Source organism: Marinobacterium stanieri (assembly GCF_900155945.1).
In the GTDB taxonomy this organism is placed as follows: Bacteria; Pseudomonadota; Gammaproteobacteria; order Pseudomonadales; family Balneatricaceae; genus Marinobacterium; species Marinobacterium stanieri.
The window spans coordinates 172073-198071 of sequence record NZ_FTMN01000009.1 but is presented as its reverse complement, the minus strand read 5'-3'; the positions used below and the strand labels follow the sequence as shown (position 1 = coordinate 198071).

The following is a 25999-nucleotide window of genomic DNA, read 5'->3' as shown; positions in this document are numbered from 1 at the left end:
GTATTCGGCAGCTCCGCGTTTCCTGAGCAGGAAGTGTAAATTGATGAGTTTTGCAGAAGCAGGCGAGCGGATGTGCTGCTCTAGCGCAGCCAGTTCATCAGCCCGTTAGACCCTACCGCCAGCCAGCTGGCACCATCAGCACCAAACTCCACCGCAAGCACACCTGTACTGGTCGGCCCGTAGGCGGCCCGTTTGTCCAGCTTCCAGCGTCGCTGCACGCTTTGACGGTTCAGGTCCCAGAGTTCTACGACGCCATCGGCACGGCCTACCAGCAGTTGGTCACTGTTGGCTGAAAAACGGGCACTGAGATAGCTGACGCGTTTGGGGAAGAAGGTTTCATCACCGCTGAGATGGAACAGCGGCTCACCTGTACTGGTATTCCAGACCACCGCCTGATCCAGACTGCCGGAACTGAAGGCCAGACGACCATTGGGTGCCAGGGCAACAGTATCCACGGTATTGCCGAGCTCGATACGCTGCAGCTCGGTCCCGTTCTGCAGATCCCAGAAGCGGGCGACATAGTCGTCGGCACCGGTCAGGGCGTATTGCTCATCACTGCTCAGGGACAGGCTGCGAATCCGTGCCGGGTGGCGCAGGCTGGCGCGTATGCCGCCCTGGCGCACATCGAAGTACACGGCCTCATGGTTGCCCAAACCGAGCAAGGCATAATTACCATCGCGCGAGAGGACCGCATCGAGAATCTCGCCGGGTGAACTCCAGAACCCTTCTGCTGCGCCGGTGGAGACATTCCACAACACCAGGTCCTGTGGGTTGGCTGTCAGGGCGTAGCGTCCGGACGGGGAAAAATCCACCGCAGACAGCACCGAAAATTCACCGGCCCGGTGGTTCCAGTCAAACTGGCGGGCCTGCTGATTCAGGTCCCAGAGGCTGCCACCGTGGGTGACAGCACCCACCAGAGCATGACTGCCATTGGCCGACACGTCAGCGGTGTAGGCACCACTCATCTCGGTGAGCGCCAGGCTGTCAGACGCGGAGTCGGCACTGCTGCCACATCCGGTCAGCAGGCCAGCGGCCAGCAGGCAGCCGAGACAGGTGCGCATGTTCACGAGGCGTCGACCAGGTCCTTGTGTGCGGTATGAAGAATCTCGATCAGCTGGTCTTCCAAAGCAAAGCGCTCTTCCAGAACCTCACCCAGATCGGACAGGTCCAGTGACAGCTGATACAGCTGGCGCAGCGTCGGCGAGCCAAGCTGGCCGTAGCTGTCGTTGAAATCCAGTGCCTTGTCGGTGGAGGTCTGAATCATCGGCAGCAGCTGCTGTGCCTGTTCCAGGCTGCCATCGGCGAACTCGCTGCCTTCACGCAGCAGCTGTTCGTAGACCTCGAAGTGACCGGAGGACAGATAATCCATCAGCAGATCACAGAACTCGGACAGTGAACTGTTCAGGGCCGGGCCGGCTTCCTGGCCGGGAATGGCTACGAACACGGAGATCAACTGCTGACGTTCTTCCAACCAATGGTCGATGATCGTACTGACGCCACCCCAGCGTTCTTTGGCGTTACGACATTGTTCGAGCATGGTCTCTCCTCCTGGTTGCTTGAGCCTCATACTACTGCCAGCCTGAAAGGGGTGCAATACACCTTGCAGCGTGGCAGCTGAGGGGGAATGACAGGTATACTCGGGGCCTAAAGGATAGACAGGAGTGGTGACATGGGGCGTAGCGTTGTACTGACTCTGGCCATGCTGATCGGCCTGCTGTTTCAGCCGCTGATGGCGGAGGAAAAAACGGCCGAGGATTACATCAATTACATCGAACTCAAGCCGTTCGTGACCAATTTCGGTGGCCCGGGACCGGTTCGCTTTCTCAAGGCGGAAGTGACCATTCAGGTTGAAACCCAGGCGGCTCACCATGCGGTAAACGCGCACAAGGCACATATCCGCAACGATCTGGTATTTCTGTTCTCGGCGGTGAAGGAAGAGGATATCGGTTCGGTCGCGGCCCAGCAGGTACTGGCCGAAAAGGCACTGCATGCGGTGCAGCAGTTGTTGAAGGACGAGACCGGAGACACCCATGTCTCCGACCTCTTCTTCACCAGCTTTGTGACCCAGTAGCGCGGTATCAGCTGGCGACGTAGTCCGCCAGGAAATCGGCAAACGCAGGCTGTTCGGCCTGCTCCAGCGCAGCCTGTGCCTGCAGTGATTCAGCGGCGGCACGGGTGAAGCGCTCACGGGCCTCGGCGGTCAGTTGAGGCTGCAGCGTTTCCCGGTGTTGCCGGCTCAGCTGCAATACCCATTCACTGTGGCTCAAGCCACTTTCACGCAGAGCGGCCAGTACCTGTGCCGAGGGTGTCAGCGACGGGTTGGCGATCTTATCACGCTGAGCCGCAACGGCGTCGGTGTGGGCGCTGCTGCCTTCGGCGGCATCCAGTATGTCGGCAGTCTTGGCAACCTGGTCGAGGATCTTCTCGGCCAGGGTTTCGCGGCTGACTTCACCTTCACAGCTGAACAGGGTCAGGCCCGGCTCGCGACCACGGTTGACGATGCGGCTGTGGTTCTCGGTGACACGCTGGCATTCCTGATCGTCCAGATCATCGGCGCGGCCCAGCAGGCAGCTGATCAAAAATGCATTGATAAAGCGTGACTGGCTTTCATCGATCCCCAGCGGCAACAGCGGGTTGATATCCGTATTGCGCACCTCGACATATTCCACGCCACGGTGCATCAGTGCATGCACGGGTTTTTCCCCGGACTCGGTAACCCGCTTCGGGCGCACGTCACTGTAATACTCATTTTCGATCTGCAGCACATTGGTGTTGAGCTGGCGATAGTGACCATTTACTTCAACGCCGATCTCTTCGTAGGCCGGGTGTGAAGTATGGATCGCCTTGTGCAGCGAGTCGGCATAGCTGTCCAGGTGGTTGAAGCAGATGTTCAGGTCTGCCTGAGCCTTGTTGGAATAGCCCAGGTCGCTCATGCGCAGTGAGGTGGCATAAGGCAGGTACAGGGTATCGGCATCCAGCTGTTCCAGGCTGTGCTGGCGTCCGGACATGAAGGACGCGGACAGGGCGGGTGAAGCCCCGAACAGGTACAGCAACAGCCAGCCATAACGGCGGAAATTACGGATCAGGCGGAAGTAACCGGCGGAACGGAACGCCTGCAGGCTGTCGGTGTTACCTTCCAACTGCTGCCAGGCCGGCCAGAATTCATCCGGCATGGAAAAGTTGTAATGGATGCCGGCGATGGTCTGCATCATCTTGCCATAGCGGTATTTTAGGCCCTGACGGTAGACATGCTTGAGACGGCCTACGTTGGAGCTGCCGTATTCGGCGATGGGAATCGCCTCTTCGGACGGAATCTCGCAGGGCATGCTGGCACACCAGAGTTCCTCATCACCCAGCTGTTCAAAACTGAAGGCATGCAGCTGGGTCAGGAAATCCAGCGCCTCGGCCGGGCTGTTCTGAACCGGTGTAATAAATTCCAGCAGGGCTTCCGAATAATCGGTAGTAATAAAGTCATGCGTCAGCGTAGAGCCCAGGCCGCGCGGGTGCGGTGTCTGGGAGATTGCGGCATCGGCAGTGGCGCGCAGGCCTTCCTTCTCGATGCCCTGACGGGTACGGATAAGCAGGTCAGCCTGGCCCGCGCGGGTCAGGCGATCAAGTTGCTGTTCGAGGGTTGCCAGCACCGTTGTGATTCCTGTGGTTGAGCCTTAGGGGGCGCATTATACGTCCACCCCTTGGCAAATTGCATCTGCTCAGCGGCGGCGAGAACTCAGGCCAGCGGCCTGCAGCTTGTCGGCCAGTGAGCCTTTTACCGGTGCCTGCTGCGCCGGCTTGGCGGCTGCACGTCCCTTGGGCGCTTGCCCTGAGGATGGCGTTGGCTTGTCTGCGGCTGCGCCGGACTTCATGGTCAGTGAGATGCGCTTGCGCGTTTCATCCACTTCCAGAACACGGACGCGAACGATCTCGCCGCTGCTGACGATCGTGTGCGGGTCACTGACAAAACGGTCAGCCAGCTGAGAAATGTGAACCAGACCATCCTGGTGTACGCCAATATCAACAAAGGCGCCGAAATGGGTCACGTTGGTCACCACGCCTTCCAGCTCCATGCCGGGTTGCAGGTCCTTGAGTGTTTCCACGCCTTCGGCGTATTGCACCGAGCGGAACTCGGGGCGTGGATCACGGCCCGGTTTTTCCAGCTCGCTGAGCACATCGCGTACGGTATAGCTGCCGTAACCCTGGGCCTCCAGTTGCGCCGGATCCACCTGTTTCAGCTTGTCGGCCTGCTGCAGCAGCGCCTCGAGTTTGACGCCACAGCTGGTGGCAATGGCCTGTGCCAGCGGATAGCTTTCCGGGTGAACGGCAGAGTTATCCAGGGGTTCCTCGCCATCGCGGATGCGCAGGAATCCGGCGCACTGTTCGAACGCCTTGGGCCCCAAACGCGGCACCTTGAGCAGTTGACGACGGTTACGCAGAGCTCCGTGCTCATCACGCCAGGCGACGATATTGTCGGCGGTGGTACGGTTGAGACCGGCAACATGGCTCAGCAGGGCAGAAGACGCCGTGTTCACGTCGACACCCACATGGTTTACACACTGCTCGATGACGCCATCAAGGGATTCACCCAGACGGTTCTGGTCCACATCGTGCTGGTACTGACCTACGCCAATCGATTTGGGATCGATCTTGACCAGCTCTGCCAGCGGATCCTGCAGGCGACGGGCAATCGATACGGCGCCACGGATGGTGACATCGATATCCGGAAATTCCGCAGCGGCCAGCTCGGACGCAGAATAGACAGACGCACCGGCCTCGTTGACCAGCACCGCCTGTACCGCCTGAGGCACCGCCTTGCAGACGGCCTGGGCCAGCTGTTCGGTTTCACGGGAGGCGGTACCGTTGCCCACGGCGATCAGTTCGGCGCCGTGCTTCTTTGCCAGCGTTGTCAGCGTATGCAGGGACTTGTCCCACTGCTTCTGCGGCGCGTGCGGGTAGATGGTGGTGTAATCCACCAGCTTGCCGGTGGCATCAATCACCGCCACCTTAACGCCGGTTCTCAGACCGGGGTCCAGGCCGATGGTGGTTTTGGCGCCGGCCGGGGCTGCCAGCAGCAGATCGTTGAGATTACGTGCGAACACCTCAATGGCGGACTGGTCGGCCTGCTCACGCAGGAGTTTCACCAGTTCGGTTTCCAGCGAGGGGCGCATTTTTTTCTGCCAGGCCTGTTCCAGCGTTTGCTGCATCCAGCTGTCCAGTTGCGCCGAGCGCAGCTTGTGGCGTCGGGCCATCTGCTCTTCCGGCCAGCCATTGAGGCTTTCGGGCAGATGCAGACTGGCCTTGAGTACGCCTTCAGATACACCGCGCAACACGGCCAGAGCACGATGGGAAGGCACGCGGGCGATGGGCTCGGCATATTCGAAGTAGTCACGGAACTTGCTGTCCGGGTCTGCCTTGCCGCGCGAAGCACGGACCTGGAATTCACCCTGTTGCCACAGGCGCTGGCGCAGCTCGCCGGTCAGATCGGCATCTTCGCTCAGGGTTTCCAGCAGAATCTGGCGTACCCCTTCGGCCACCGCATCCGCGTCGGCAAAGCCGGCCTCGGGATTGAGGAACTGGTTCAGTTTTCCCTTGGGCAGGGCGCCCTGCTGCAGCGTTTCTTGCGCCAGAGGCTCAAGCCCTGCTTCCCGTGCTTCCTGCGCCTTGTTGCGGCGCTTGGGGCGATAGGGCAGGTACAGATCTTCCAGTCGGGCGCGGCTGTCGGCCGCGTTCAGCGCCTGCTCCAGCTCCGGTGTCAGCTGGTTCTGCTCACGCAGGCGACCCAGAATCGACTCACGTCGGCTTTCCAGGTCACGCAGCTGGCCCAGTCGTTCGTGCAGCTGGCGCAACTGGGTGTCGTCCAGCGCGCCGGTTTGCTCTTTACGATAGCGGGCAATAAAGGGAAGGGTGGCGCCCTGATCCAGCAGGGCGAGGGTGGCGGTGACCTGAGCTGGCTTGATGCTCAGCTCGGTCGCCAGTTGCTGTTCAATGGACATGGCAGCTCGTCTAGGTTCAGGGCACCTGCAGAATCTGCAGGGAATTGGTGCCGCCATGCTCGCCGATGCTGGCACCACGGGTCAAGATAACGCGATCACCGCTTTGCAGCAGCTCGCGTGCCTGCAGGCCGGCCAGTACTTCCTCATTGAGGCGCGTTTCATCGACCGCAGTGGCGTCGAAGAACATCGGCATGACACCACGGTACAGTGCCATACGGCGCATGGTGCGGTGGTTGCGGGTCAGGGCGAAGATCGGCAGGCCGGAACGGATTCGGGACATCCACAGCGGTGTGGAGCCGGATTCGGTCAGGCAGATGATCGCCTTCACGCTGTCCAGACCGTTCGCTGTATACATGGCGGCGCGGGCGATAGCTTCATCGGTGCGGGTACACAGATGATCCGGTGCCACCGGTGCCGGGCGTGACAGCTGGTGCTTTTCGGCACCCTGACAGATGCGGGTCATCGCTTCGACCACTTCGACCGGGTAATTGCCGGCAGCGGTCTCGGCGGACAGCATGACGGCATCGGTGCCATCCAGAATGGCGTTGGCCACATCGAAGACCTCGGCGCGGGTCGGCATCGGATTCTGGATCATGGTTTCCATCATCTGGGTAGCCGTGATCACCACGCGATTAAGCTGACGAGCACGTTTGATGATGTGTTTCTGTACCCCGATCAGCTCGGCATCGCCGATCTCGACGCCCAAATCTCCACGGGCAACCATAACGCCGTCGCAGGCGTTGATGATGGCATCCAGCGCTTCGGGGCTGGCCACGGTTTCGGCGCGCTCCACCTTGGCGATGATCTCGGCGCTGCTGCCAGCCGCTTCCAGCAGTTCGCGCGCGGTGTTCAGGTCATCAGCGGTACGCGGGAAAGAAACGGCGACATAATCCATCTCCAGCTCGGCCGCGACCTTGATGTCGTGTTTGTCCTTGTCGGTCAGCGCTGCGGCGCTGAGACCACCGCCCTGACGGTTGATGCCTTTGTTGTTGGACAGAGGGCCACCTACGGTGACTTCGGTTTCAATGCGGCTGCCGTTAATCTGCAGTACTTTCAGTTGTACTCGGCCGTCATCCAGCAGCAGGATATCGCCAGCGGTGCAATCTTCCGGCAGGGCCTTGTAGTCGACGCTCACGGCCTGCTGGTTGCCGCCGGTTTCATCCATGGCAGCGTCCAGCACAAAGTGATCACCGATCGCCAGCTGGATCGGACCCTCCTTGAAACGGGAGATGCGAATTTTCGGACCCTGGAGGTCGCCCAGCAGCGCCACGGATTCGCCGGTGCGACGGCAGGCTTCGCGTACCGCCTCCACACGGCGGCGGTGATCATCAGCACTGCCGTGGGAGAAGTTCAGGCGCACGGTGTTCACGCCGGCACGAATCAAGTCGTCCAGGCGGCCCGGTGCATCAGTAGAAGGACCCAGAGTCGCTACAATTTTGGTACGCTTAAGCATCAATTCTGATCTCTTGTCAGTGGAGGGTCGAACGTCTCGACTAAAGTATGGCTCCAGACACCATTTTTCAAGCGCCCAGCCCCAATCTTCCGTTGCTGTTCGGCATGGACAAGGCTGAATAATGCGCCTGGGTAAGCTACGTCGTTATCGGCCTTTGTCCCTGTTGTTGGGCGTAGTGCTGTTCCTGATCGTGATGATGCAGGTGGCTTACCTGAGCCGTCAGCAGGCACTGGAGGAACTGCAGCAACAAGCTGTTGCGAATATGGGGCGCTACGTGCTCAGCGTGCAGCAGAAACTGGACCGCTACAAGGACCTGCCTCAGGTGATGGCCAGCCATTCGCGCCTGCGTGATGCCCTGGCGGAGCCCGGGGACGCAGGGCGCATTGACCGGGCCAACCGCTATCTGCAGCAGATTACCGACGTGGTGGGAGCGACCGACAGTTATCTGATGGGGCCGGATGGCGTGACGCTGGCATCCAGCAACTGGGACAAGGAGAAAAGCTTTGTTGGCCTGAATTTCAGTTTCAGGCCCTACTTTCAGGATGCACTGGCGGGCCGTGCCGGTCGTTATTTTGCCCTGGGTACAACTTCACGCAAGCGCGGGTATTACTTCTCCTGGCCTGTACAGCAGCAGGATGAAGTAACCGGTGTTGTTGTCGTGAAAATTGACCTGCATGAAATTGAGCAGGACTGGAATGACCCGCTGCAGGACATTGCCGTGACGGACGAGGACGGGATTATCGTTATTGCGACCCGGCCCGAGTGGAAGTTCCATGCTCTGCGCCAGCTTTCACAGGTGGATTTGCAACGTATCGTCGGCAGCCTGCGTTATCTCGATCACCCGCTGGCCGCACTGGAAGTGGTGCGGCGGGAACGGCTGGAAGGCGATGCAGAGCTCATAACCTTACTCGAGGGTGAGCGTATCAGTGGCAAGGCGCTGGATGGTCTGACGACGTCTGAGTACCTGCTGGTACAACGCCCCGTACCCGGCACCGGGCTGAACGTCTCCATCATGGCACGCCTGACCTCGGTTAATGAGGCGGTGCTGCAGGCCATGGTGCTGGCGGCCTTTGTCTATATCGCGCTGGTGTTGCTGGTGCTGTTCCTGCAGGCGCGTTGGCGTATCGGCCGTGAGCGGCGCGCGTTTCAGCGTCGGGAACTGAATGCACTGGCGGAACGTGAGCGCCAGGTCAGCGCCATTATTACCAACACCCATGCCGGCCTGATTACGCTGGATAGCCAGGGCCGGGTTGAATCGGTTAACCCGACGGCGGAAAAACTGTTCGGGATCTCCGCCGAGTCGATCCGGGATTATGCCTTTACCGAGCTGATTCGACCGGAAGAGCATGAAGCCTGTGAACGCGTAATCGGCGCGGCGTCCTGCCGTGACATGCCGGAGCTGACGCTGGAGTCCAGCGGTGTGCGCGCCGACGGCAGTCATTTCCCCATCGAGTTGACCATCGGTTGCATGGCATTGGCGGGAGACCGCCACTTTATCGTCACCGTGCATGACATGACCGAGCGCAAGCAGTATGAAGATGAGCTGCAGCGTGCCCGTGAGGCGCTGGAAACCCGGGTGGAGGAGCGTACGTCGGACCTGCGCCGTACCAACGACCGTCTGCTGGAAGAGATGCAGCAGCACCGCAGCACCCAGAATGAACTGATCCAGACCGCCAAGCTGGCGGTGTTGGGGCAGCTGGCGGCAGGGATCAACCATGAACTCAACCAGCCGCTGACGGCGATCCGCAACTACGCCGACAATGCGGCCGCGTTTCTCAAATTGAACAAACCCGAGCGGGTGGAAGTGAACCTGCAGGAGATCGCCGGTCTGACCGAACGTATGGCCAAGATCATCCATCCGCTGAAGGAATTCTCGCGCCAGAGCAGCGACCAGCCGGGGCCGACTTCGCTCAAGGCTGTGCGTGACGGGGCCATGTCGATGATGTACGGGCGTCTGGACAAGTCCGGTGTTGAACTCAACTGGCCAGAGCTGAACGATATCTATGTACTGGGCGATACCCTGCGCCTGGAACAGGTGCTGGTCAATCTGCTGTCCAATGCCCTGCAGGCGATGGCGCAGAGCCCGGTCAAACGCATTGATGTGACACTGGAGCAGGCCGAAGGTCTGGTGCGCCTGAAACTGCATGACACCGGCCCCGGTATTGCCGCCGACGATATGCAGCGGGTGTTCGAGCCCTTCTTTACCACCAAGCAGCGCGGTGAAGGGCTGGGCCTGGGCCTATCGATTTCGCACCGGATCATGGAGAATCTGGGCGGACGCCTGAGCGTTGCAAACCACCCACAGGGCGGTGCCCTGTTCACCCTGGAACTGCCGGCCGTGGCTGAGCGTGAATACAAGGAGATGCCATGAGCAGTCAGCCGCTGCCCGTGATCCTGATCGACGATGAGCACCATATCCGCATGGCGGCAGGGCAGACGCTGGAGCTGGCCGGCTATGACCTGATCACCCTGGAAAAGGCTGAGCCGACGCTACAGAAGGTGAATGAGGACTGGCCAGGCGTGGTTGTCAGCGATATCAACCTGCCGGGCATGGATGGCCTGGAGCTGATGCGTCAGGTGCAGGCGATCGATCCGGACCTGCCGGTGATTCTGATTACCGGCCATGGTGATATTTCCATGGCGGTGGGTGCCATTCGCGACGGCGCCTATGACTTTATCGAGAAGCCGTTCGCATCGGAACTGCTGCTGGATGTGGTGCGTCGAGCACTGGACAAGCGCAGCCTGACGCTGGAAAACCGCCGCCTGCGTGATGAAGTGGAAGCGCAGAATGTACCGGGTCCACGCATTATCGGTAACACCCAGGCGATTCGCTCGCTGCGTCAGCTCAGTCGCTCGGTCGCGGATATGCCGGCAGATATCCTGATCCAGGCCGAAACCGGATGTGGCAAGGACCTGCTGGCGCGTTATCTGCACGAGCACGGCAAGCGCCGCGATCACAATTTCGTCGCCATCAACTGCGGCGCCGTTCCGGAAAACCTGATCGAAAGTGAGTTGTTCGGTCACGAAGCCGGTGCCTTCACCGATGCCAAGGCGCAACGGATCGGCAAATTCGAGCACGCCAACGGCGGCACCCTGTTTCTGGACGAAATCGAAAGTATGCCCATGGCGCTGCAGATCAAGCTGCTGAGAGTGCTGGAAGAGCGTGCCATCGAGCGGTTGGGATCCAATGATGTGATTCCGTTGGATCTGCGTGTGATTGCCGCCACCAAGCTGGACCTGAAGGCCGAAGCCGAGGCGGGCCGCTTCCGCGAAGACCTCTACTACCGCCTGAACGTGGTACGTCTGGATATTCCGCCGCTGCGTGAACGACGCGAAGATATCGCGCTGCTGTTCCAGCACTTTGCCCTGGTGGCTTCGTCACTGTACAACCGGGAAATTCCGCAGCTGTCTGCCGAGCGCATGCACAGCCTGATGATGCATGACTGGCCCGGCAATGTGCGGGAACTGCGTAACCTGGCCGAACGCTATGTGTTGCTGGGGGAAGGGTGTACCTTCGATTTCGACAACCGTCCGATCACCTCGGATGATCAGGCCGACAACATGACCTTGCCGGAGCAGGTGGAGCGGTTTGAAAAGATGTTGATCCACACCGAACTGGGCCGTCATGGTGGCTCGATCAAGGACACTCTGGAAAGTCTGGGGGTGCCGCGCAAGACGCTGTACGACAAGATGAAAAAGTACGGTCTGGATAAGAACGACTACAAGCAGTAGTGCTGATACCACTGGAAAGCACGCAAACAAGAAGGCCGCCCGAGGGCGGCCTTCTTGTATCTACAGTCTGGATCAGAGTTTGAAGCGGCTGAGCATCTGCTCCAGCTGCTGTGACAGCTGTTCCAGCTCGTCGGATACCCGGTTGAGGTGTTCCGAGCGCTCGGCGGTTTCCTCGGCACTGCGGCTGATCTCGGTGATGCTTTGCTCCACGCTGCTGGCCATGTCGCTCTGTTCGCGCACCGCGCTCGCCACCTGGTGGTTGAGGTCATTGATGACCCGCACTTCTTCATTGATGTTGGTGAGCGTGGTGTTGCTCTGGCGCACCTGCTCAACACCGTTACCGGCGGCTTCCAGCGCTTCCTGCATCACGGAGACCGCTTCCTTGGCGTCGTTCTGCAGCGCCACGATGATCTGGTTGATCTCTTCGGTGGAGTTATGGGTGCGAGAAGCCAGGGTACGCACTTCATCTGCTACCACAGCGAAGCCGCGTCCCTGCTCACCGGCACGAGCCGCTTCGATGGCCGCGTTCAGTGCCAGCAGGTTGGTCTGTTCGGCGATTTTCTGAATCACTTCCAGCACCGTGCCTACGTTCTGGCTCTGGCTGTCCAGCTTCTGAATCACGTCGGTTGCGCGCTCAATATTTTGCTGCAAGCGTTCGATGGCGGTAATGGCCTGCTGTGTGATCTGCGCGCCTTCGTTACTTTCCTGCAATGCCATATCGGAGGCGGACACGGTGTTCTCGGCGCTGGCCGCGACACTGCGGGTGGCGGCTTCCATCTGCTCCATGGCCGAGGCAACCGAGGTGGTCTGCATCTGCTGATGGTGAACGGCGGATGCGGAGTCGGTGGCGACACGGCTGATACGGCTGCCCGACTCTGCCAGGCGGCTAACGGTGTCGTTCACGTGTTTCATGCCGTCATGGATGTTGTCCAGCATGGAGTTGAACGCAACCGACATCTGGCCAATCTCGTCACCGGAATTGATCTGTGAACGCAGGTTCAGGTCGTTGTCGCGCTCGATGCTGTGGATGGTATCGGCCAGAGCGTTAACCGGTTTGATGACGATACGGCGCAGCAGCAGGCTGATCAGGATGATGCCGGCCACGAACAGGCCCAGTTCGATCAGCGCCACGCTGATCAGGTTCTGGTTAACCTGCTTGTCCAGCGCTTCAAAGGAATAGGTAACACGCACGGCGCCAATGACTTCGCCTTCCGGTACCTGGTGGCACAGCAGGCAGTTAGTGCCCTTGTAGTCGGACAGGGCTTTCATCGGTGTCACTACGGTGAGGCGATGGCCCTGTTCGTCGTCCAGTTCTTCGATCACGTGTTCGCCCTTCATGGCGCGTTTATCGAAGTCGTCGACCGGGTGGGAGTCATCGCTGCCGGGGCCGTAGACGTCACTGATCTGCTGGCCACGGATGATGCGGGCTTCGGTGATCGCCTCGTTGGACAGCATCTTTTGTTGCAGGGTGCTGCGGTTGGCCATGGCGCCGCTGAGCATGAGGATGTTGATACTGTCGAAGTAGGAGTCGGCGGCATCCAGAGTGGATTGGGTAACAACGTTATCGACCAGTGAAGTTTCACTGCGGTAGATAGTGGTTAGCGAGCTGATCAGGATGACCAGGAACACCACAACCAGGGACAGGTTGACCTTATGCTGAATCGAAATGGAGCTGTTCACGTTATTCCATCCTGATCTCTGAGCTGCGCTGTTAATAGGCTTGCGTTATTAAAAATGTCGTTACCAGTATACAGATCCTATGCAAAAAAAAGCTGATCTGCCACAAGAGTTTGTTTTCGCTGGATTTGGGTGGAAATCCACCCATTTGTTGTAGGTGTTTGTGTCGAAAGCCGCTGAAAACGGGCTGGGAAAAAGGCGTGAAGTATTTTTGCTGATGTGTTTTAAATAATTGATATAAAAAGGATATTTAATTTATTTAGCGCTTTTTTGTAAATTTGGCCTCAGCCTTGCTTAGTGACTCCTGTGTTTCCTGCGACCGATCACCCCCAAGAAAAAGATCGGCATGAAGGCACCAACAACAGAAATAACAGGAGAAACTTCATCATGCGCTTACTGACCGCTGCTGCTACAACTCTGGCCCTGACCCTGGGTGCTCAATTCGCTGCTGCTGCTCCTATCGAGCTGAAATTTTCCCACGTGGTGGCCGAAAATACCCCGAAAGGCCAGATGGCTCTGAAATTCCGTGATCTTGTTGCCGAGCGTATGGGCGACAAGGTTGAAGTAAAGGTGTTCCCGAACTCCCAGCTGTTTGGTGATAACAAGGTACTGGAAGCCATGCTGCTGGGCGATGTGCAGATGGCGGCACCGTCCCTGTCCAAGTTCCAGAAGTACACCAAGTCCCTGCAGGTATTCGACCTGCCGTTCCTGTTCAAGGATATGGAAGCTGTTGAGCGTTTCCAGCAGAGCGACAAGGGTCAGGAACTGCTGAACTCTCTGCGCAAGCGTGGCCTGGTGGGCCTGGGTTATCTGCATAACGGCATGAAACAGCTGTCTGCCAACGACCCGCTGCGTGTACCGGCTGACGCAGCCGGCAAGAAATTCCGCATCATGACCTCTGATGTGCTGCAGGCGCAGTTCGAGCAGGTCGATGCCGTGCCGTTGAAAAAGCCGTTCTCTGAAGTGTTCACACTGCTGCAGACCAAGGCGATCGACGGCGCTGAAAACCCCTGGTCCAACATCTACTCCAAGAAATTCCACGAAGTACAGCCATACATCACCGAAACCAACCACGGTGTGCTGGACTACCTGGTTGTGACATCTGCCGAGTTCTGGAACGGTCTGGATGATGATGTGCGTGCCGAGCTGAAAAAAGCACTGGATGAATCCATCGCTTACGGTAACTCCATCTCTGGTTAGAAAGCGGCTGAAGATCGTCAGGCGATCATCGACTCCGGTCGCAGTGAAGTTCTGCAGATCTCTGATGCCGAGCGTCAGCAGTGGGTGGAAGCCATGAAACCGGTGTGGAAAGAGTTCGAAGACGAAATCGGTGCTGACCTGATCGAAGCGGCTGTTCAGTCCAACCAGTAATTCACTGAACACAAGATCCATCAGGGGCGGTCGCACAGGCCGCTCCGCAGCAGCCCTTCGCCCGAAGGGCTGTCCGAGACCGGGAAAAAGCTATGTCTGTACGTAATCTGGTAACGCACATCGAAGAGGCGATCCTGTCGCTGCTGCTGCTGTCCATGACCCTGCTGGTATTTGCAGAAGTGGTCGCGCGCTTCGGTTTTAACGCCGGCATTCACTGGGCGCAGGAGGTCACCCTTCTGCTGTCAGCCTGGTTTGTGTTGTTCGGTGCCTCCTACGGTGTCAAAGTCGGCGCCCACATAGGTGTGGATGTCTTCGTTAAAATGCTGCCGGCCGGGGTACACCGTGGTGTGACTCTGATTGCGGTTGCGCTTTGTCTGTTCTACTGCGGCCTCTTCCTGTACGGCTCCTGGATTTACCTGGCCAAGATGAAAATGATCGGTATCGAGCTTGAGGATGTGCCCATTCCCAAGTGGACCGTGATGACGATCCTGTTGATCGGTTTTGGCCTGCTGGCGCTGCGCTTTTTGCAGCTGGGCTGGAAAGTCCTCAAGGGTGAAGCGGACGGTTTCCACTTTGCCGATGAAGCCGAAGAGAGTATGGAAATTGCCCGTGACCTCAAGGGCGATGACGGGGAGGCACGCCAATGACCACTGCCATGCTGTTTATCATCCTGTTCGGCTGCATGCTGATGGGGATGCCGATCGCGATTGCACTGGGTCTGTCCAGTGTCACCACGATCCTGCTGTTTTCCAACGATTCGCTGGCGTCGGTGGCGCTGAAGCTGTTCGAGGCTACCTCTGAGCACTACACCCTGCTGGCGATTCCCTTCTTTATTCTGTCATCCGCGTTTCTGTCCACCGGTGGTGTGGCCAAGCGCCTGATCAACTTCGCTATTGATGCCATCGGCCATGTCCGTGGCGGTCTGGCGATGGCATCAGTGATGGCCTGTATGCTGTTTGCTGCCGTGTCCGGTTCCTCGCCGGCGACTGTTGCGGCCATCGGCACCATCGTAATCGCGGGTATGGTGCGCTCCGGTTATCCGGAAGCCTTTGCCGCAGGCGTTATTGCCAACGCCGGTACTCTGGGGATTCTGATTCCGCCGTCCATCGTGATGCTGGTGTATGCTGCCGCAACCGAAGTATCGGCCTCGCGCATGTTCATGGCCGGCTTCATTCCGGGCCTGATGATGGGTCTGCTGCTGATGGTGGCGATCTACATTGCCGCGCGCATCATGAAGCTGCCGTCGCAGCCGTTCCCGGGCTTCAAGCAGCTGTTCCGTTCCGGCGGCATCGCCATGGGCGGTTTGATGCTGATCGTGATCGTACTGGGTTCCATCTACGGTGGTATCGCCTCTCCGACAGAAGCTGCAGCCGTTGCGGCCGTGTATGCCTACCTGATCGCTGTCATGGGCTATCGTGATATCGGCCCGTTGAAAGGTGTGGCCTGGCGCAATGAAGGTGAGGCCATGGGCAGCGCCGTGGCGCGTAACCTGTTTCAGGTGGTGATGGCGATTCCGCGCTCCATTTCCCACCCTGAAGTGCGCAAGGTGTTTGTGGATGCCTCCAAGGTTTCCATGATGCTGCTGTTCATCATCGCCAACGCCATGTTGTTTGCCCACGTGCTGACTACCGAGCGTATTCCGCACAACATTGCGGAAATGATCATGCAGTGGGGCCTGCCGGCCTGGGGCTTCCTGATTGTGGTTAACATTCTGCTGCTGATTGCCGGTAACTTCATGGAGCCGTCGGCGATCCTGCTGATCATGGCGCCGATCCTGTTCCCGATCGCCATGCAGCTGGGTATCGACCCGATCCACCTGGGTATCATCATGGTGGTGAACATGGAGATCGGCATGCTGACACCGCCAGTGGGGCTTAACCTGTTCGTGACCGCCGGCATAACCGGGCGCAACATGATCTGGGTAATCAAGGCCTGTCTGCCCTGGCTGGGCCTGCTGCTGTTCTTCCTGATACTGATCACCTATATACCGCAGATATCGTTGTTCCTGCCGGAGTATATCGATCAGCTGAAAGGTTACTGATCCACCACAGGAGATCCGACCTTCGTCAGCAGGATGCTGACAGAGGTGAAACCGCTGCCTTCGGGCAGCGGTTTTTTTATGTGTGGCGGTTGGCGCTATAATGCGCGTTTTCGTTCATCCGACAGAGAGTCTTTATGCTCGGAGTAATTGCAGCACTCTGGGGCTTCACCGGCATCTGCCTGCTGTTTTCCAGCGCGATCTATCGCTTGGGCGGCATGGCGCTGGAGATGCCGTTGGGCAATTTTGAGTGGTATCACTGGCTGGCGCTGGCGCTGTGTCTGGCCTTTATGGGCTTTGCCGAAGGGTATCGAGGCTTTCAGCAGAATTTCTCGCCCCGTGTGGCTGCGCGGATTCGCTATCTGAAACAGAATGTGACGCCGCTGCGAGCGGTGCTGGCACCGGTATTCTGCATGGGTTTTTTCCATGCACAGAAACGGCGCAAGATTGTCACTTACTGCCTGACCGGCGGCATTATCGGCCTGATTCTGCTGGTACGGATGCTGGAACAGCCCTGGCGTGGCATCATCGATGCCGGTGTGGTGCTGGGGTTGAGCTGGGGGATTATCTCGCTGGCGCTGTTTACCCTGCAGGCACTGACCCGACAGGAGTTCGAGTATTCACCGGAAACCCCGGACCAGCCGCGCTGAGCAACGCAGCCGGCGTTTGCGCCCCGCCACAGTGTGAGTGACGGGGCTCGCGGTCAGCCGAGGAACAGCTTGTAGGCGCTGTTGCCGGTTTCGTCGTAGTAGGTGTACCCGATCTCTTCCAGGAAGGCGACGACCTGGTCGCGCTCCGCATCTGGCACTTGCATGCCCACCAGTACACGCCCGTAGGCGGCGCCGTGGTTACGATAATGGAACATGGAAATGTTCCAGCGCCCGCCCAGTTTGCTGAGGAATTTCATCAGCGCGCCCGGACGTTCCGGGAATTCAAAGCGGTACACGACTTCGTTATCCACGCTGGTCGGAGCATGGCCACCGACCATGTAGCGCACGTGCAGCTTGGCGGTTTCGTCATCGGTCAGATCGACCACTTCATCCAGATGCTCGTGCAGCTCGCCCAGCAGTTCTTCACGGCCATCATTGTTGGGACGGATCTGAATGCCGGCAAAGACGATCGCCTGGTCGTCATCGCTGTAGCGGTAGTTGAATTCGGTGATGTTGCGCTTGCCCAGTACCTTGCAGAACTGTTTGAAGCTGCCCGGTTTTTCCGGGATCTTGGCGGCGATAATTGCTTCGCGCTGCTCGCCCAGCTCGGAACGCTCGGCAATATGGCGCAGGCGGTCGAAGTTGACGTTGGCACCGGAATTGATGGCGATCAGGGTCTGGTCGCTGATGCCTTCGCGGGCGACATATTTCTTCAGACCGGCCACACCCAGCGCACCGGCCGGCTCCGTGACCGAGCGGGTATCATCGAAGATATCCTTGATGGCGGCACAGATTTCGTCGGTGGAGACGGTGACCACCTCGTCGACGAAGTCCTTGCACACTTCCCAGGTATTTTCGCCGATCTGGGCGACGGCAACGCCATCGGCAAACAGGCCCACCTGATCCAGCACGGCACGATGGCCTTCCTGCATGGCCAGCGCCAGGCAGGCGGAGTCGGCATATTCCACGCCGATCACCTTGGTTTCCGGACGCAGGTACTTCACGTAGGCCGCGACGCCGGCAATCAGGCCGCCACCGCCCACAGGGACGAAGATGGCATCGATATGGCCGCTTTCCTGGCGCAGGATTTCCATGGCGATGGTGCCCTGGCCGGCAATCACGTCCGGATCGTCATAGGGGTGTACGTAGACCATCCCCTTTTCTTCCATCAGCTTCTCGGAGTGGCGGCGGGCATCATCAAAGGCATCCCCCACCAGTACGGCCTTGCCACCCAGGCGCTTGACGTTATTCACCTTTACGTCCGGGGTGGTTTTCGGCATCACGATGGTGGCCTTGATGCCCAGCAGACGGGCCGACAGGGCGACACCCTGGGCGTGGTTGCCGGCGGAGGCGGTAATGACGCCACGGGCCTTTTCTTCTTCGGACAGCTGCGAAATCTTGTTGTAGGCGCCACGCACCTTGAATGAGTACACCGGCTGCTCATCTTCACGTTTCAGCAGCACCCGGTTGCCCAGGCGTTCGGTCAGGCCGCGGGCCTCGTCCAGCGGTGTTTCAACAGCGGCGTCATAGACCCGTGCTTCGAGGATCTTCTTGATATATCGATGTGGCATAGGACAGGTATCTGTATCTCGGTAGGGCCGCTGCAACAGGGCCGGTGTGAGCAATGTTTCGCCAAATGGTATCGGCTACATGTGCCAGCGTCTACAAGGGCAACGGCGGGTTGCGTATAATTGCTGTTCAGTTTGAATCAGCAACGGGCACAACCATGACACAAGACGAGATGAAACAGGCGGTCGCACAGGCTGCCGTCGATCACATTCAGGGCCGCCTCGAAGATGACAGCATCATCGGTGTGGGCACCGGCTCGACCGCGAACTGTTTTATCGATGCACTGGCCAAGATCAAACACCGCTTTGCCGGTGCTGTAGCCAGCTCTGAAGCCACAGCCGAGCGTCTGCGCGGTCATGGTATCGAGGTACTGGATCTGAACTCGGTCAGCCAGATGGAGTTTTACATCGATGGCGCTGACGAGTTCGACCCGCACCTGAATCTGGTGAAGGGCGGCGGCGGAGCGCTGACCCGTGAAAAGATCGTAGCAGCCGTGGCCAAGGAGTTTGTCTGTATCGTCGATCAGAGCAAGCAGGTGGATCTGCTGGGCGCGTTCCCGCTGCCGGTGGAAGTGATTCCGATGGCGCGTTCCTATGTGGGGCGTCAGCTGGCGGCGCTGGGTGGTCAGCCGCAGTACCGTGAGGGCTTTGTCACCGATAACGGCAACATTATTCTCGACCTGCACGATCTGGAAGTGCTGGATCCCAAGGCGCTGGAAGCCCAGATCAACAATATGGTGGGTGTGGTCACCAACGGCCTGTTCGCTCGACGTGGCGCCGACATTATCCTGATGGGCACGCCCGACGGAGTGGAAACCATCCGTCACGCCTGAAGCGTTTGACTCTCAGCCTCCGCCGTATCCGCGGCGGGGGTATCTTTTTTCGGGCTTTGTATTGCGCGTATTCGGCCCGAATGTCCCCCCTGTCTCCTCCCGGTTTGGCACCGAAATGGATAGCATCAGAACGTCTTTATTTTGCTTAGCCCGGTCCGGGCCTGGGAGAGTGTCGCGGAGGAGGGTGTCAGGCCTCGGCGTTGCAGGCAGAGCCATGTAAGTACGCTAAGGCCTGTGCGGCGTGTCAGTTCAGCTGTCTTGAGGAGCGACGTGACAACAGCCCGCCAGTGGTGTGTTTACCACTGCACCACTTTGGTCAGAGCGATGCTGACCGGCATGGTGATCCACAGCAGCGCCAGGATATTGATGAAAATCCAGCCGTAGCCTGCAGGATCGCGGAAGTTTTCGTCGTGGTCAGCCATCGTCTACCCTCACTTGAAATGTTTAATTGTTGATCAAAATCAAGGTCGGCGATTATAGCCAATACGCTGGCGCTTTTATAGCCAGGTATTGGCATTGTTTTTGTAGGGAGAAAGGATTAACTCCCAAGTGCTTTCAGCCTGCGCGCAACAGACGGTAGCAATGCTCCAGTTTCAGCGGTCGACGGATCATCCAGCCAATCAGCAGGAAGATCAGTGCAGCCAGCGGCGGCAAGCTGAGCCAGAGCCCCAGATGCAGGCGAGGCGGTATCTGCAGCAGCCACTGGTGCAGCATTGCCAGCACGGCTTCAGCACCGGCACTGGCCAGCACGCCGCAGACCAGGCCGATCAACAGGAACTCCAGCAAATCCAGCCGTCGCGCCTGATCGGCCGTGACCCCCAGTGTCTGCAGCAGCGCGCTTTCAAAACGTCGCTGTTCCAGTGCCTGTAGCAGGGTAACCCCCAGCAGCATTAGACCGCAGCCCAGACTCAAGGCCAGGATCAGCGCCGAACTGTCGCCCAGACGTTGCAGCCAGCCGGCCAGCTGGTTCAGCACCTGGTCAATGTCGATCAGAGTCAGAGAGGGAAACTGTTGCAGCAGTTCACGACTGACCGCACGCTGTTCCGGCTCCAGGTGGAAACTGGTAATCCAGGTAGCCGGTGCATTTTGCAGCGCTTCCGGGTTGAAGATGATGTAGAAGTTGGGACGGAACGAGGTCCAGACCACTTCGCGGATGTTGCGAATCTCGCCTTCAACCCGCACGCCGCCGACATCGAACCCCAGCGTATCGCCCAGTTCCAGACCCAGCTCCTGCGCCATCTCCTGCTCGATGGAAATGGCACCGGTGTCACCCGGCTGCCACCACTCGCCGGCGACCAGCGGGTTATGCTCAGGGCGTTCAGCCATCCAGCTCAGGTTGAGCTCGCGTCTGAGAGTGTTGTGGTCCTGTTGCTCAGGGGTGAGCTGTGGCTTGATCGGCTCGGCGTTCAGCTCGGTCAGGCGACCACGAATCATCGGGTACAACTCGGTTTCCAGCTGACGTCCGGCAAAGAACTCGTCCACACCCTCTTTCTGCCAGGGCTGAATGTTGATCAGGAAGTAGTTGGGCGTGTCCTGCGGGAACTGTGCCTGCCACTGCTCGATCAGATCGGAGCGGCTGATCCAGACCACACTGAGCAGGGTCAGCAGCATCACCACGACCGCCGCCTGCAGGCGGTGCCATTGGCGTTGCTGGCGCAGGCGCATCAACAGGAGGCGCCCCAGCAGCAGGCGTTTGGCCAGCGGACGGGCGCAGAGCTGTAATCCGGCCTGGGCCACCCAGCCGAACAGGGCACCGCCCAGCAGCAGGAACAGCAACAGACCCAGTGCCGCCAGCGGCGCTTCCAGAAAGGCCAGCAGCGTGGCCGCCAGTAGCAGCAGCGAAGTGGCCTGCAATATCAGCGCGGTGCGATCACGCGGCGGGGCATCACCGCGCAGCAGATGGGCGACCGGAATACGGGCCAGCTGCAGAATCGGCGGTAGCCCCAGCAGGACCAGCAGAGCCAGACCCAGGGCTGCGCCACTGAACCAGCGCAACCAGTGCGCCGCCGGCAGAGCTTGCGGCAGCAGTTCGGCCAGCCATTGATAAACCGCCAGCTCCAGCACAAAACCGGTGAGTACGCCGGCCGTTGCGGTGAGCAACCAGGCCAGCAGCAGCTGGTACAAATACACTCGAATCAACTGGCCTGGTCGCAGGCCCAGGTTTAACAGAAGGGCGCTGCGCGTATGTTGGCCCAGACTGAAACGGCGCAGGGCCAGCACAATGGTCAGTGCTGACAGCAGCAATGCAATCAACGCACTGAGCTTGAGGTAGCTGAGGGCGTTGCCCAGTGCGTTGCCGGTGAGCGGTTGGTCCTTGCTCAGGGCATGCACGCGTTCGTAATCCGCCAGTGTCGGCTGCAGGGCGGTATTCAGTGCGCTTATCGCTTCGGCGGGACCGGCAAAGAGAATACGGTAGTTGGCGCGGCTGCCCGGAGCCAGCACGCCACTGGCTTCAAGGTCCTCAGCATTGACCAGAATATGGGGACTGAAGCTGCGGAAGCCGGTGCCGCGGTCGGGTGAACCGAGCAACTCACGGCTCAGATTCAGGGGCTGATAGCCAAATTCCAGCGTATCGCCCAGGCTCATCTCCAGCTGGGTCAGTACGCGTGCCTCGGCCCAGACTTCACCCGGTGCCGGAATGCCGGAGCCGGCGGGAGCGGTTGTCAGCTCACCGCGCAGCGGGTAGGGGGCCTGCAGGGCGCGGACAGACACCAGCATCAGGTTGTCGCCCTGTCCCACCATGCTGGGGAACTGAATGACCTGGGTTTGCTCCAGCCTATCCAGCGGCAGACCCTGCAGACGGTCGGGCGCGATGGGCCGGCTGCTGCTCAAGACCAGGTCAGCCCCCAAAAGGGCGGCGCTCTCACGCAGCAGGCCGCGCTCCAGGCGGTCGCCAAGTACCGCCAATAAGGTTGTCAGGGCAATGGCAATCCAGCTGGCCAGCAGCAGTGCACGCCATTCGGTGGTGCGCAGCTGTGACAGGAGCTGGCGTCCTGCCAGGCGGGTCAACAGACTCATGCGCTGACCTCCTCCAGGCGCCCGTTGTGCAGGTGTAGCCGGCGCTGGCAGCGGGCCGCCAGGTCGGTGTCATGGGTAATCAGTACCAGGGTTGTGCCCACATCCGCGTTGAGGCGGAACAGCTGTTCGATGATTTGATGTCCGGTGTCGTCATCCAGATTGCCGGTGGGCTCATCGGCGAACAGTATCTTGGGCTCGGTGGCAAAGGCGCGGGCGATGGCGACACGCTGTTGTTCACCGCCGGACAGTTGCGCCGGGTAGTGATCCAGGCGTGCGCCCAGGCCAACCTGTTCCAGCCAATGGCGCGCCTGGGCGTCGGCATCGGCGCGGCCCTGGATCTCAAGTGGCAGGCGTACGTTGTCCAGTGCATCCAGCTCGGGCAGCAGGTGAAAGGACTGGAAAATAAAACTGATCTGCTGCAGGCGCAGCTGGGCGCGGGCGGCATCGTCCAGCGTATCCAGCGGCTGGCCGTCGAACAGAATGCGGCCCTCGGTGGGTGTGTCCAGCCCGGCCAGCAGACTTAACAGAGTGGATTTGCCGGCGCCGGAGCGGCCGATGATAGCCAGACTCTCGCCCCGTTGAATTTCCAGCACCAAATCCTGGAACAGCTGCACTGATCCGGCTTGTGTCCTGAAACTTTTTGCGACATCTTGGGCCTCAATAAGCGGCTTTTCCTGGTTGAGGTGTGACATGCGATCCCTGATTTCCATTCTGTTCATGTTGCTGATGTGGGTGTCTCCCCTGCAGGCGAAAACCCTGCTGGTATTGGGGGACAGTCTGTCGGCCGCCTACGGAATCCCGGCCGAGCAGGGCTGGGTTCATCTGCTGGAGCAGGAGCTCAAACAGCGTGAGTGGGCAAACCGTGTTATCAACGCCAGCATCAGTGGTGAAACCAGCAGCGGAGGCCTGCAGCGCCTGCCACGGCTGCTCTCTGACTACCAGCCTGATCTGGTGGTGCTGGAGCTGGGGGCCAACGACGGTCTGCGCGGAACGCCCTTGAGCGTTATGGAGCAGAACCTGCGTCAGCTGGTGGAATTGAGCCGCCAGTCAGGTGCAGAGGTCATGCTGGTCGGTATACGAATCCCACCCAACTATGGACCGCAATATACGCAAAGGTTCTATTCCATTTACACCGATCTGGCACAGGAGTATCAGCTGCCGCTCGTCCCCTTCCTGCTGGAAAGAGTCGCGCTCAAGCCTCAGTTTATGCAGGCTGACGGTTTGCATCCAACCGCGGCGGCACAACCGATTCTGTTGCAGACGGTCTGGCCTCACCTCGCACCTCTGCTGCAACCAGAGGAATCCTGATACTGATCCGGGTGCCTTCACCCGGCTGGCTGTGCAGATCAAATTCGCCGTGCAGGGCGCGCACCCGCGCCTGCATGCCGAGCAGGCCAAAGCGGCGGCTATGACGCTGGTCGGCAGGATCGAACCCCTGACCGTTATCACTGATCTCTAGTTCTACACGATCATCGAGCGTATCGATATCCAGCCGTTCCAGGCGCAGGCTGACCTGTCGGCACTGGGCATGACGCTGAATATTGGTCAGTGCCTCCTGAATCAGGCGGTAGAGGGTAATGTTGTAGCGTTCACCCATCTCATTGAGTGCCCCCTTGAGGGCCAAATCCACACGGATACCCTGGCGCTCCAGCTGGCCGCCGCCGACCAGTTCGCGTAAGGCATCAACCAGACCCAGATCATCCAGCAGTGTGGGGCGCAGGGCGTGCATCAGGTCGTAGGTAACGTCGTAGATGTGGCCGGCAATGCTGTCGATGTTCTCGGCATGCTGGTGCACGCTGCTGTCGGGGTCAGGGTGGTCCTGCAGCAGCATGCGGGCATCGGTGCGGATGGCGGTCAGGCACTGGCCCAACTCATCATGCAGCTCCTGCGCCAGATGACGCCGTTCGCGTTCCTGAATATCCAGAATACGATGGGTCAGCAGCTGGTTCTCGTTGAGCTGCTCCTGCAGAGCCTGGCTGTGTTGCTGCAGGTGTTGCTGCAGCTGATGTACCTGCTGGCTTTCCAGGCGGCAACTGGTGGTGGCCTCGCGCTGACGCAGCCAGGCCAGAAACAGCAGGCTGCCCAGCGTATTGAGCACCAGCGCCAGCAGCTGTGGTCCCCAGCTCAGTTGATGCCAGAACACCGGGTAGTCATAGGCCAGCTGCCATGTCTGCTCATCCAGTTGCAGTGAAAAGGATTGCGGCAGGTAAAACAGTGGCGTGACATCCGGCGGCGAGCTCAGCACGGGGAAGGTTTTATCGCCGGCGACCAGGTTCAGTACACTGCCAGCCGGCAGATCCTGAGCATCGAGCAAATCCGACAGGGAAGCGGTCAGGCCCAGCAGATCGGCGCTATTGCCCACCGGTACATACAGACTGACGGCAGGCCCGCCCTGTTGCAGGCGATACACTTGGGAATAGCGGGGTGTGTCGGCACTGGGAGTGCTCATGACCGCGGCTCTGTGCGCCGGGCTCAGGCCAGGATCGGTGCCGGGCTGCCAGGGTGCTGGAGCCTCGCCTTCGGACAGAGCCATGATCACTGGATGATGCACCGGATTACCGCTGTCAGGGCTAACCGGGGGGAGCGTCATGGGGCTGAGGCCCTGGAGCTGGTAGCCGGGTTGGCGCCGCCGCATCTGTTTCAGAAAGGCGTCCACATCCGGTTCTTCCACCCGCTGCATCAGGTACAGCTGCTGCACGGCCGTGGACAGATTTAACAGAGCGTGCAGGTGATCCTGCAGGTGAAAGGGCAGTGGTCGGTAACGGTCAGCCAGGTGGGCAGCATGCTGCAGCACTGCTGCTTCATGGGCCAGACCTTTTTGCAGGTTCTGCTCCAGCGTCCGTACCAGTCCTTCGCGGTGCTGACTGATGCTGGCGTAATCCAGTCGCAGGATCAAAGTGCTGGTAATGACGCCCAGCAGAAGCCAGAACAATAGCGCTTTGCGGGTGGTGGGAGTGAGCATTCTGAGGCTGTCCTTGCCGACGGAAATGTCTCGATTATAAACACAAAAGGCGCCCGCAGGCGCCTTTTGAAGATCACGACAACGCTATCAGGCGTTGTAGTTTTCGTTGACGAAGTCCCAGTTGACCAGCGCCCAGAAGTTCTTCAGGTATTCCGGACGTACGTTGCGGTAGTCGATGTAGTAAGCGTGTTCCCACAGGTCGACAGTCAGCAGAGCAGTCTGGCCTTCGGTCATCGGCGTGCCAGCGTTGCTGGTGTTGACGATGTCCAGGGTGCCGTCGGCATTCTTCACCAGCCAGGTCCAGCTGGAACCGAAGTTGTTCACGGCCTTGTCGTTGAACGCTTCCTGGAAGGCTTCGAAAGAGCCCCACTTGGCAGCAATTGCGTCAGCGATCGCGCCGGTAGCTGCGCCACCACCGTTCGGAGACAGGCAGTGCCAGTAGAAGGTGTGGTTCCAAACCTGAGCAGCGTTGTTGAATACGCCACCAGCCGGAGCCGTTTTGATGATCTCTTCCAGAGACTTGCCTTCAAACTCGGTGCCCGGTACCAGACCGTTCAGCTTCACAACGTAGGTGTTGTGGTGCTTGCCGTGGTGGTATTCCAGGGTTTCCTGGGAGATGTGCGGTTCCAGTGCATCAATAGCGTACGGCAGTGCCGGCAGTTCGAAGCTCATAGTAATCCCCTATATATCTGACAGGTTCAGCATAAAAC

At 59.4% G+C, this 25999-nt stretch carries 21 protein-coding genes; 9 read left to right on the top strand and 12 right to left on the bottom strand.

The window, feature by feature from the left end:
- Positions 1-80 precede the first annotated feature (80 nt).
- A complete protein-coding gene (locus BW956_RS18275) occupies positions 81-1061 on the bottom strand; it encodes a WD40 repeat domain-containing protein (protein WP_076465039.1) in 981 nt (326 codons plus the stop codon).
- Between the two features lie 2 nt (positions 1062-1063).
- Positions 1064-1537, bottom strand: coding sequence for an Rsd/AlgQ family anti-sigma factor (locus BW956_RS18270; RefSeq protein ID WP_010321527.1), 474 nt, complete (start codon positions 1535-1537; stop codon positions 1064-1066).
- 132 nt (positions 1538-1669) lie between these two features.
- On the opposite strand from BW956_RS18270, the gene BW956_RS18265 reads away from it, so the two are divergent.
- Entirely contained in the window at positions 1670-2071 is a 402-nt protein-coding gene (locus BW956_RS18265; protein ID WP_010321528.1) for a flagellar basal body-associated FliL family protein, read from the top strand.
- A gap of 7 nt (positions 2072-2078) precedes the next feature.
- Here the strand turns inward: BW956_RS18265 and gshA are convergent, their stop codons facing one another.
- From gshA to pyk, 3 genes are all read right to left on the bottom strand, one after another.
- A complete protein-coding gene (gshA, locus tag BW956_RS18260; protein ID WP_076465036.1) occupies positions 2079-3641 on the bottom strand; it encodes a glutamate--cysteine ligase in 1563 nt (520 codons plus the stop codon).
- A 69-nt stretch (positions 3642-3710) separates the two neighbouring features.
- Complete coding sequence (locus BW956_RS18255; protein ID WP_076465034.1) at positions 3711-5987, bottom strand: Tex family protein; 2277 nt, start codon at positions 5985-5987, stop codon at positions 3711-3713.
- A 16-nt stretch (positions 5988-6003) separates the two neighbouring features.
- Positions 6004-7440, bottom strand: coding sequence for a pyruvate kinase (gene pyk / locus BW956_RS18250; RefSeq protein ID WP_010321531.1), 1437 nt, complete (start codon positions 7438-7440; stop codon positions 6004-6006).
- A gap of 121 nt (positions 7441-7561) precedes the next feature.
- On the opposite strand from pyk, the gene BW956_RS18245 reads away from it, so the two are divergent.
- Both BW956_RS18245 and BW956_RS18240 read left to right on the top strand, forming a co-directional pair.
- On the top strand, positions 7562-9811 hold the full coding sequence (locus BW956_RS18245) for an ATP-binding protein (RefSeq protein ID WP_076465032.1): 2250 nt from the start codon (positions 7562-7564) through the stop codon (positions 9809-9811).
- Positions 9808-11172: a sigma-54-dependent transcriptional regulator gene (locus tag BW956_RS18240; RefSeq protein WP_076465029.1), complete on the top strand. Its 1365-nt coding sequence runs from the start codon at positions 9808-9810 to the stop codon at positions 11170-11172. Before BW956_RS18245 ends, BW956_RS18240 begins: the two co-directional genes overlap by 4 nt.
- Positions 11173-11244: 72 nt before the next feature.
- Here the strand turns inward: BW956_RS18240 and BW956_RS18235 are convergent, their stop codons facing one another.
- A complete protein-coding gene (locus tag BW956_RS18235; RefSeq protein WP_076465026.1) occupies positions 11245-12852 on the bottom strand; it encodes a methyl-accepting chemotaxis protein in 1608 nt (535 codons plus the stop codon).
- A 384-nt stretch (positions 12853-13236) separates the two neighbouring features.
- On the opposite strand from BW956_RS18235, the gene BW956_RS18230 reads away from it, so the two are divergent.
- The 4 genes from BW956_RS18230 to BW956_RS18215 all read left to right on the top strand — a co-directional run bounded on the left by BW956_RS18230 (position 13237) and on the right by BW956_RS18215 (position 16908).
- The gene (locus BW956_RS18230; protein ID WP_276327839.1) at positions 13237-14049 is read left to right on the top strand and encodes a DctP family TRAP transporter solute-binding subunit; all 813 of its coding nucleotides are present in this window, start codon (positions 13237-13239) and stop codon (positions 14047-14049) included.
- Between the two features lie 263 nt (positions 14050-14312).
- Entirely contained in the window at positions 14313-14867 is a 555-nt protein-coding gene (locus BW956_RS18225; RefSeq protein WP_076465023.1) for a TRAP transporter small permease, read from the top strand.
- A complete protein-coding gene (locus BW956_RS18220; protein WP_076465020.1) occupies positions 14864-16261 on the top strand; it encodes a TRAP transporter large permease in 1398 nt (465 codons plus the stop codon). The genes BW956_RS18225 and BW956_RS18220 overlap by 4 nt, the downstream gene beginning before the upstream one ends.
- Positions 16262-16395: 134 nt before the next feature.
- Positions 16396-16908: a hypothetical protein gene (locus BW956_RS18215; RefSeq protein WP_010321538.1), complete on the top strand. Its 513-nt coding sequence runs from the start codon at positions 16396-16398 to the stop codon at positions 16906-16908.
- 53 nt (positions 16909-16961) lie between these two features.
- On the opposite strand, the gene ilvA is transcribed toward BW956_RS18215, so the two are convergent.
- Positions 16962-18479 carry a threonine ammonia-lyase, biosynthetic gene (gene ilvA / locus BW956_RS18210; RefSeq protein ID WP_076465017.1) on the bottom strand — a complete coding sequence of 506 codons (1518 nt, stop codon included), beginning with the start codon at positions 18477-18479 and terminating at the stop codon, positions 16962-16964.
- A gap of 155 nt (positions 18480-18634) precedes the next feature.
- On the opposite strand from ilvA, the gene rpiA reads away from it, so the two are divergent.
- Positions 18635-19309, top strand: coding sequence for a ribose-5-phosphate isomerase RpiA (gene rpiA, locus BW956_RS18205; RefSeq protein WP_076465086.1), 675 nt, complete (start codon positions 18635-18637; stop codon positions 19307-19309).
- Positions 19310-19605: 296 nt separating this feature from the next.
- Here rpiA and BW956_RS22790 read toward each other — a convergent pair whose 3' ends face one another.
- The 3 genes from BW956_RS22790 to BW956_RS18195 form a co-directional block, all read right to left on the bottom strand.
- Entirely contained in the window at positions 19606-19731 is a 126-nt protein-coding gene (locus tag BW956_RS22790) for a hypothetical protein (RefSeq protein WP_272941689.1), read from the bottom strand.
- Between the two features lie 133 nt (positions 19732-19864).
- The gene (locus tag BW956_RS18200; RefSeq protein ID WP_076465014.1) at positions 19865-22327 is read right to left on the bottom strand and encodes an ABC transporter permease; all 2463 of its coding nucleotides are present in this window, start codon (positions 22325-22327) and stop codon (positions 19865-19867) included.
- Positions 22324-22941, bottom strand: a complete 618-nt coding sequence (locus tag BW956_RS18195; RefSeq protein WP_338066357.1) for an ABC transporter ATP-binding protein — start codon at positions 22939-22941, stop codon at positions 22324-22326. The genes BW956_RS18200 and BW956_RS18195 overlap by 4 nt, the downstream gene beginning before the upstream one ends.
- A 76-nt stretch (positions 22942-23017) precedes the next feature.
- Here BW956_RS18195 and BW956_RS18190 point away from each other — a divergent pair, with 76 nt between their 5' ends.
- Positions 23018-23635 (top strand): arylesterase, encoded by a 618-nt coding sequence (locus tag BW956_RS18190; RefSeq protein WP_029510900.1) that lies wholly within the window; start codon positions 23018-23020, stop codon positions 23633-23635.
- Here the strand turns inward: BW956_RS18190 and BW956_RS18185 are convergent.
- The gene (locus BW956_RS18185; protein WP_010321544.1) at positions 23532-25289 is read right to left on the bottom strand and encodes an ATP-binding protein; all 1758 of its coding nucleotides are present in this window, start codon (positions 25287-25289) and stop codon (positions 23532-23534) included. The two genes, BW956_RS18190 and BW956_RS18185, sit on opposite strands and share 104 nt — an antisense overlap.
- Before the next feature lie 87 nt (positions 25290-25376).
- Positions 25377-25961, bottom strand: a complete 585-nt coding sequence (locus tag BW956_RS18180) for a Fe-Mn family superoxide dismutase (RefSeq protein WP_010321545.1) — start codon at positions 25959-25961, stop codon at positions 25377-25379.
- Positions 25962-25999: the final 38 nt, after the last annotated feature.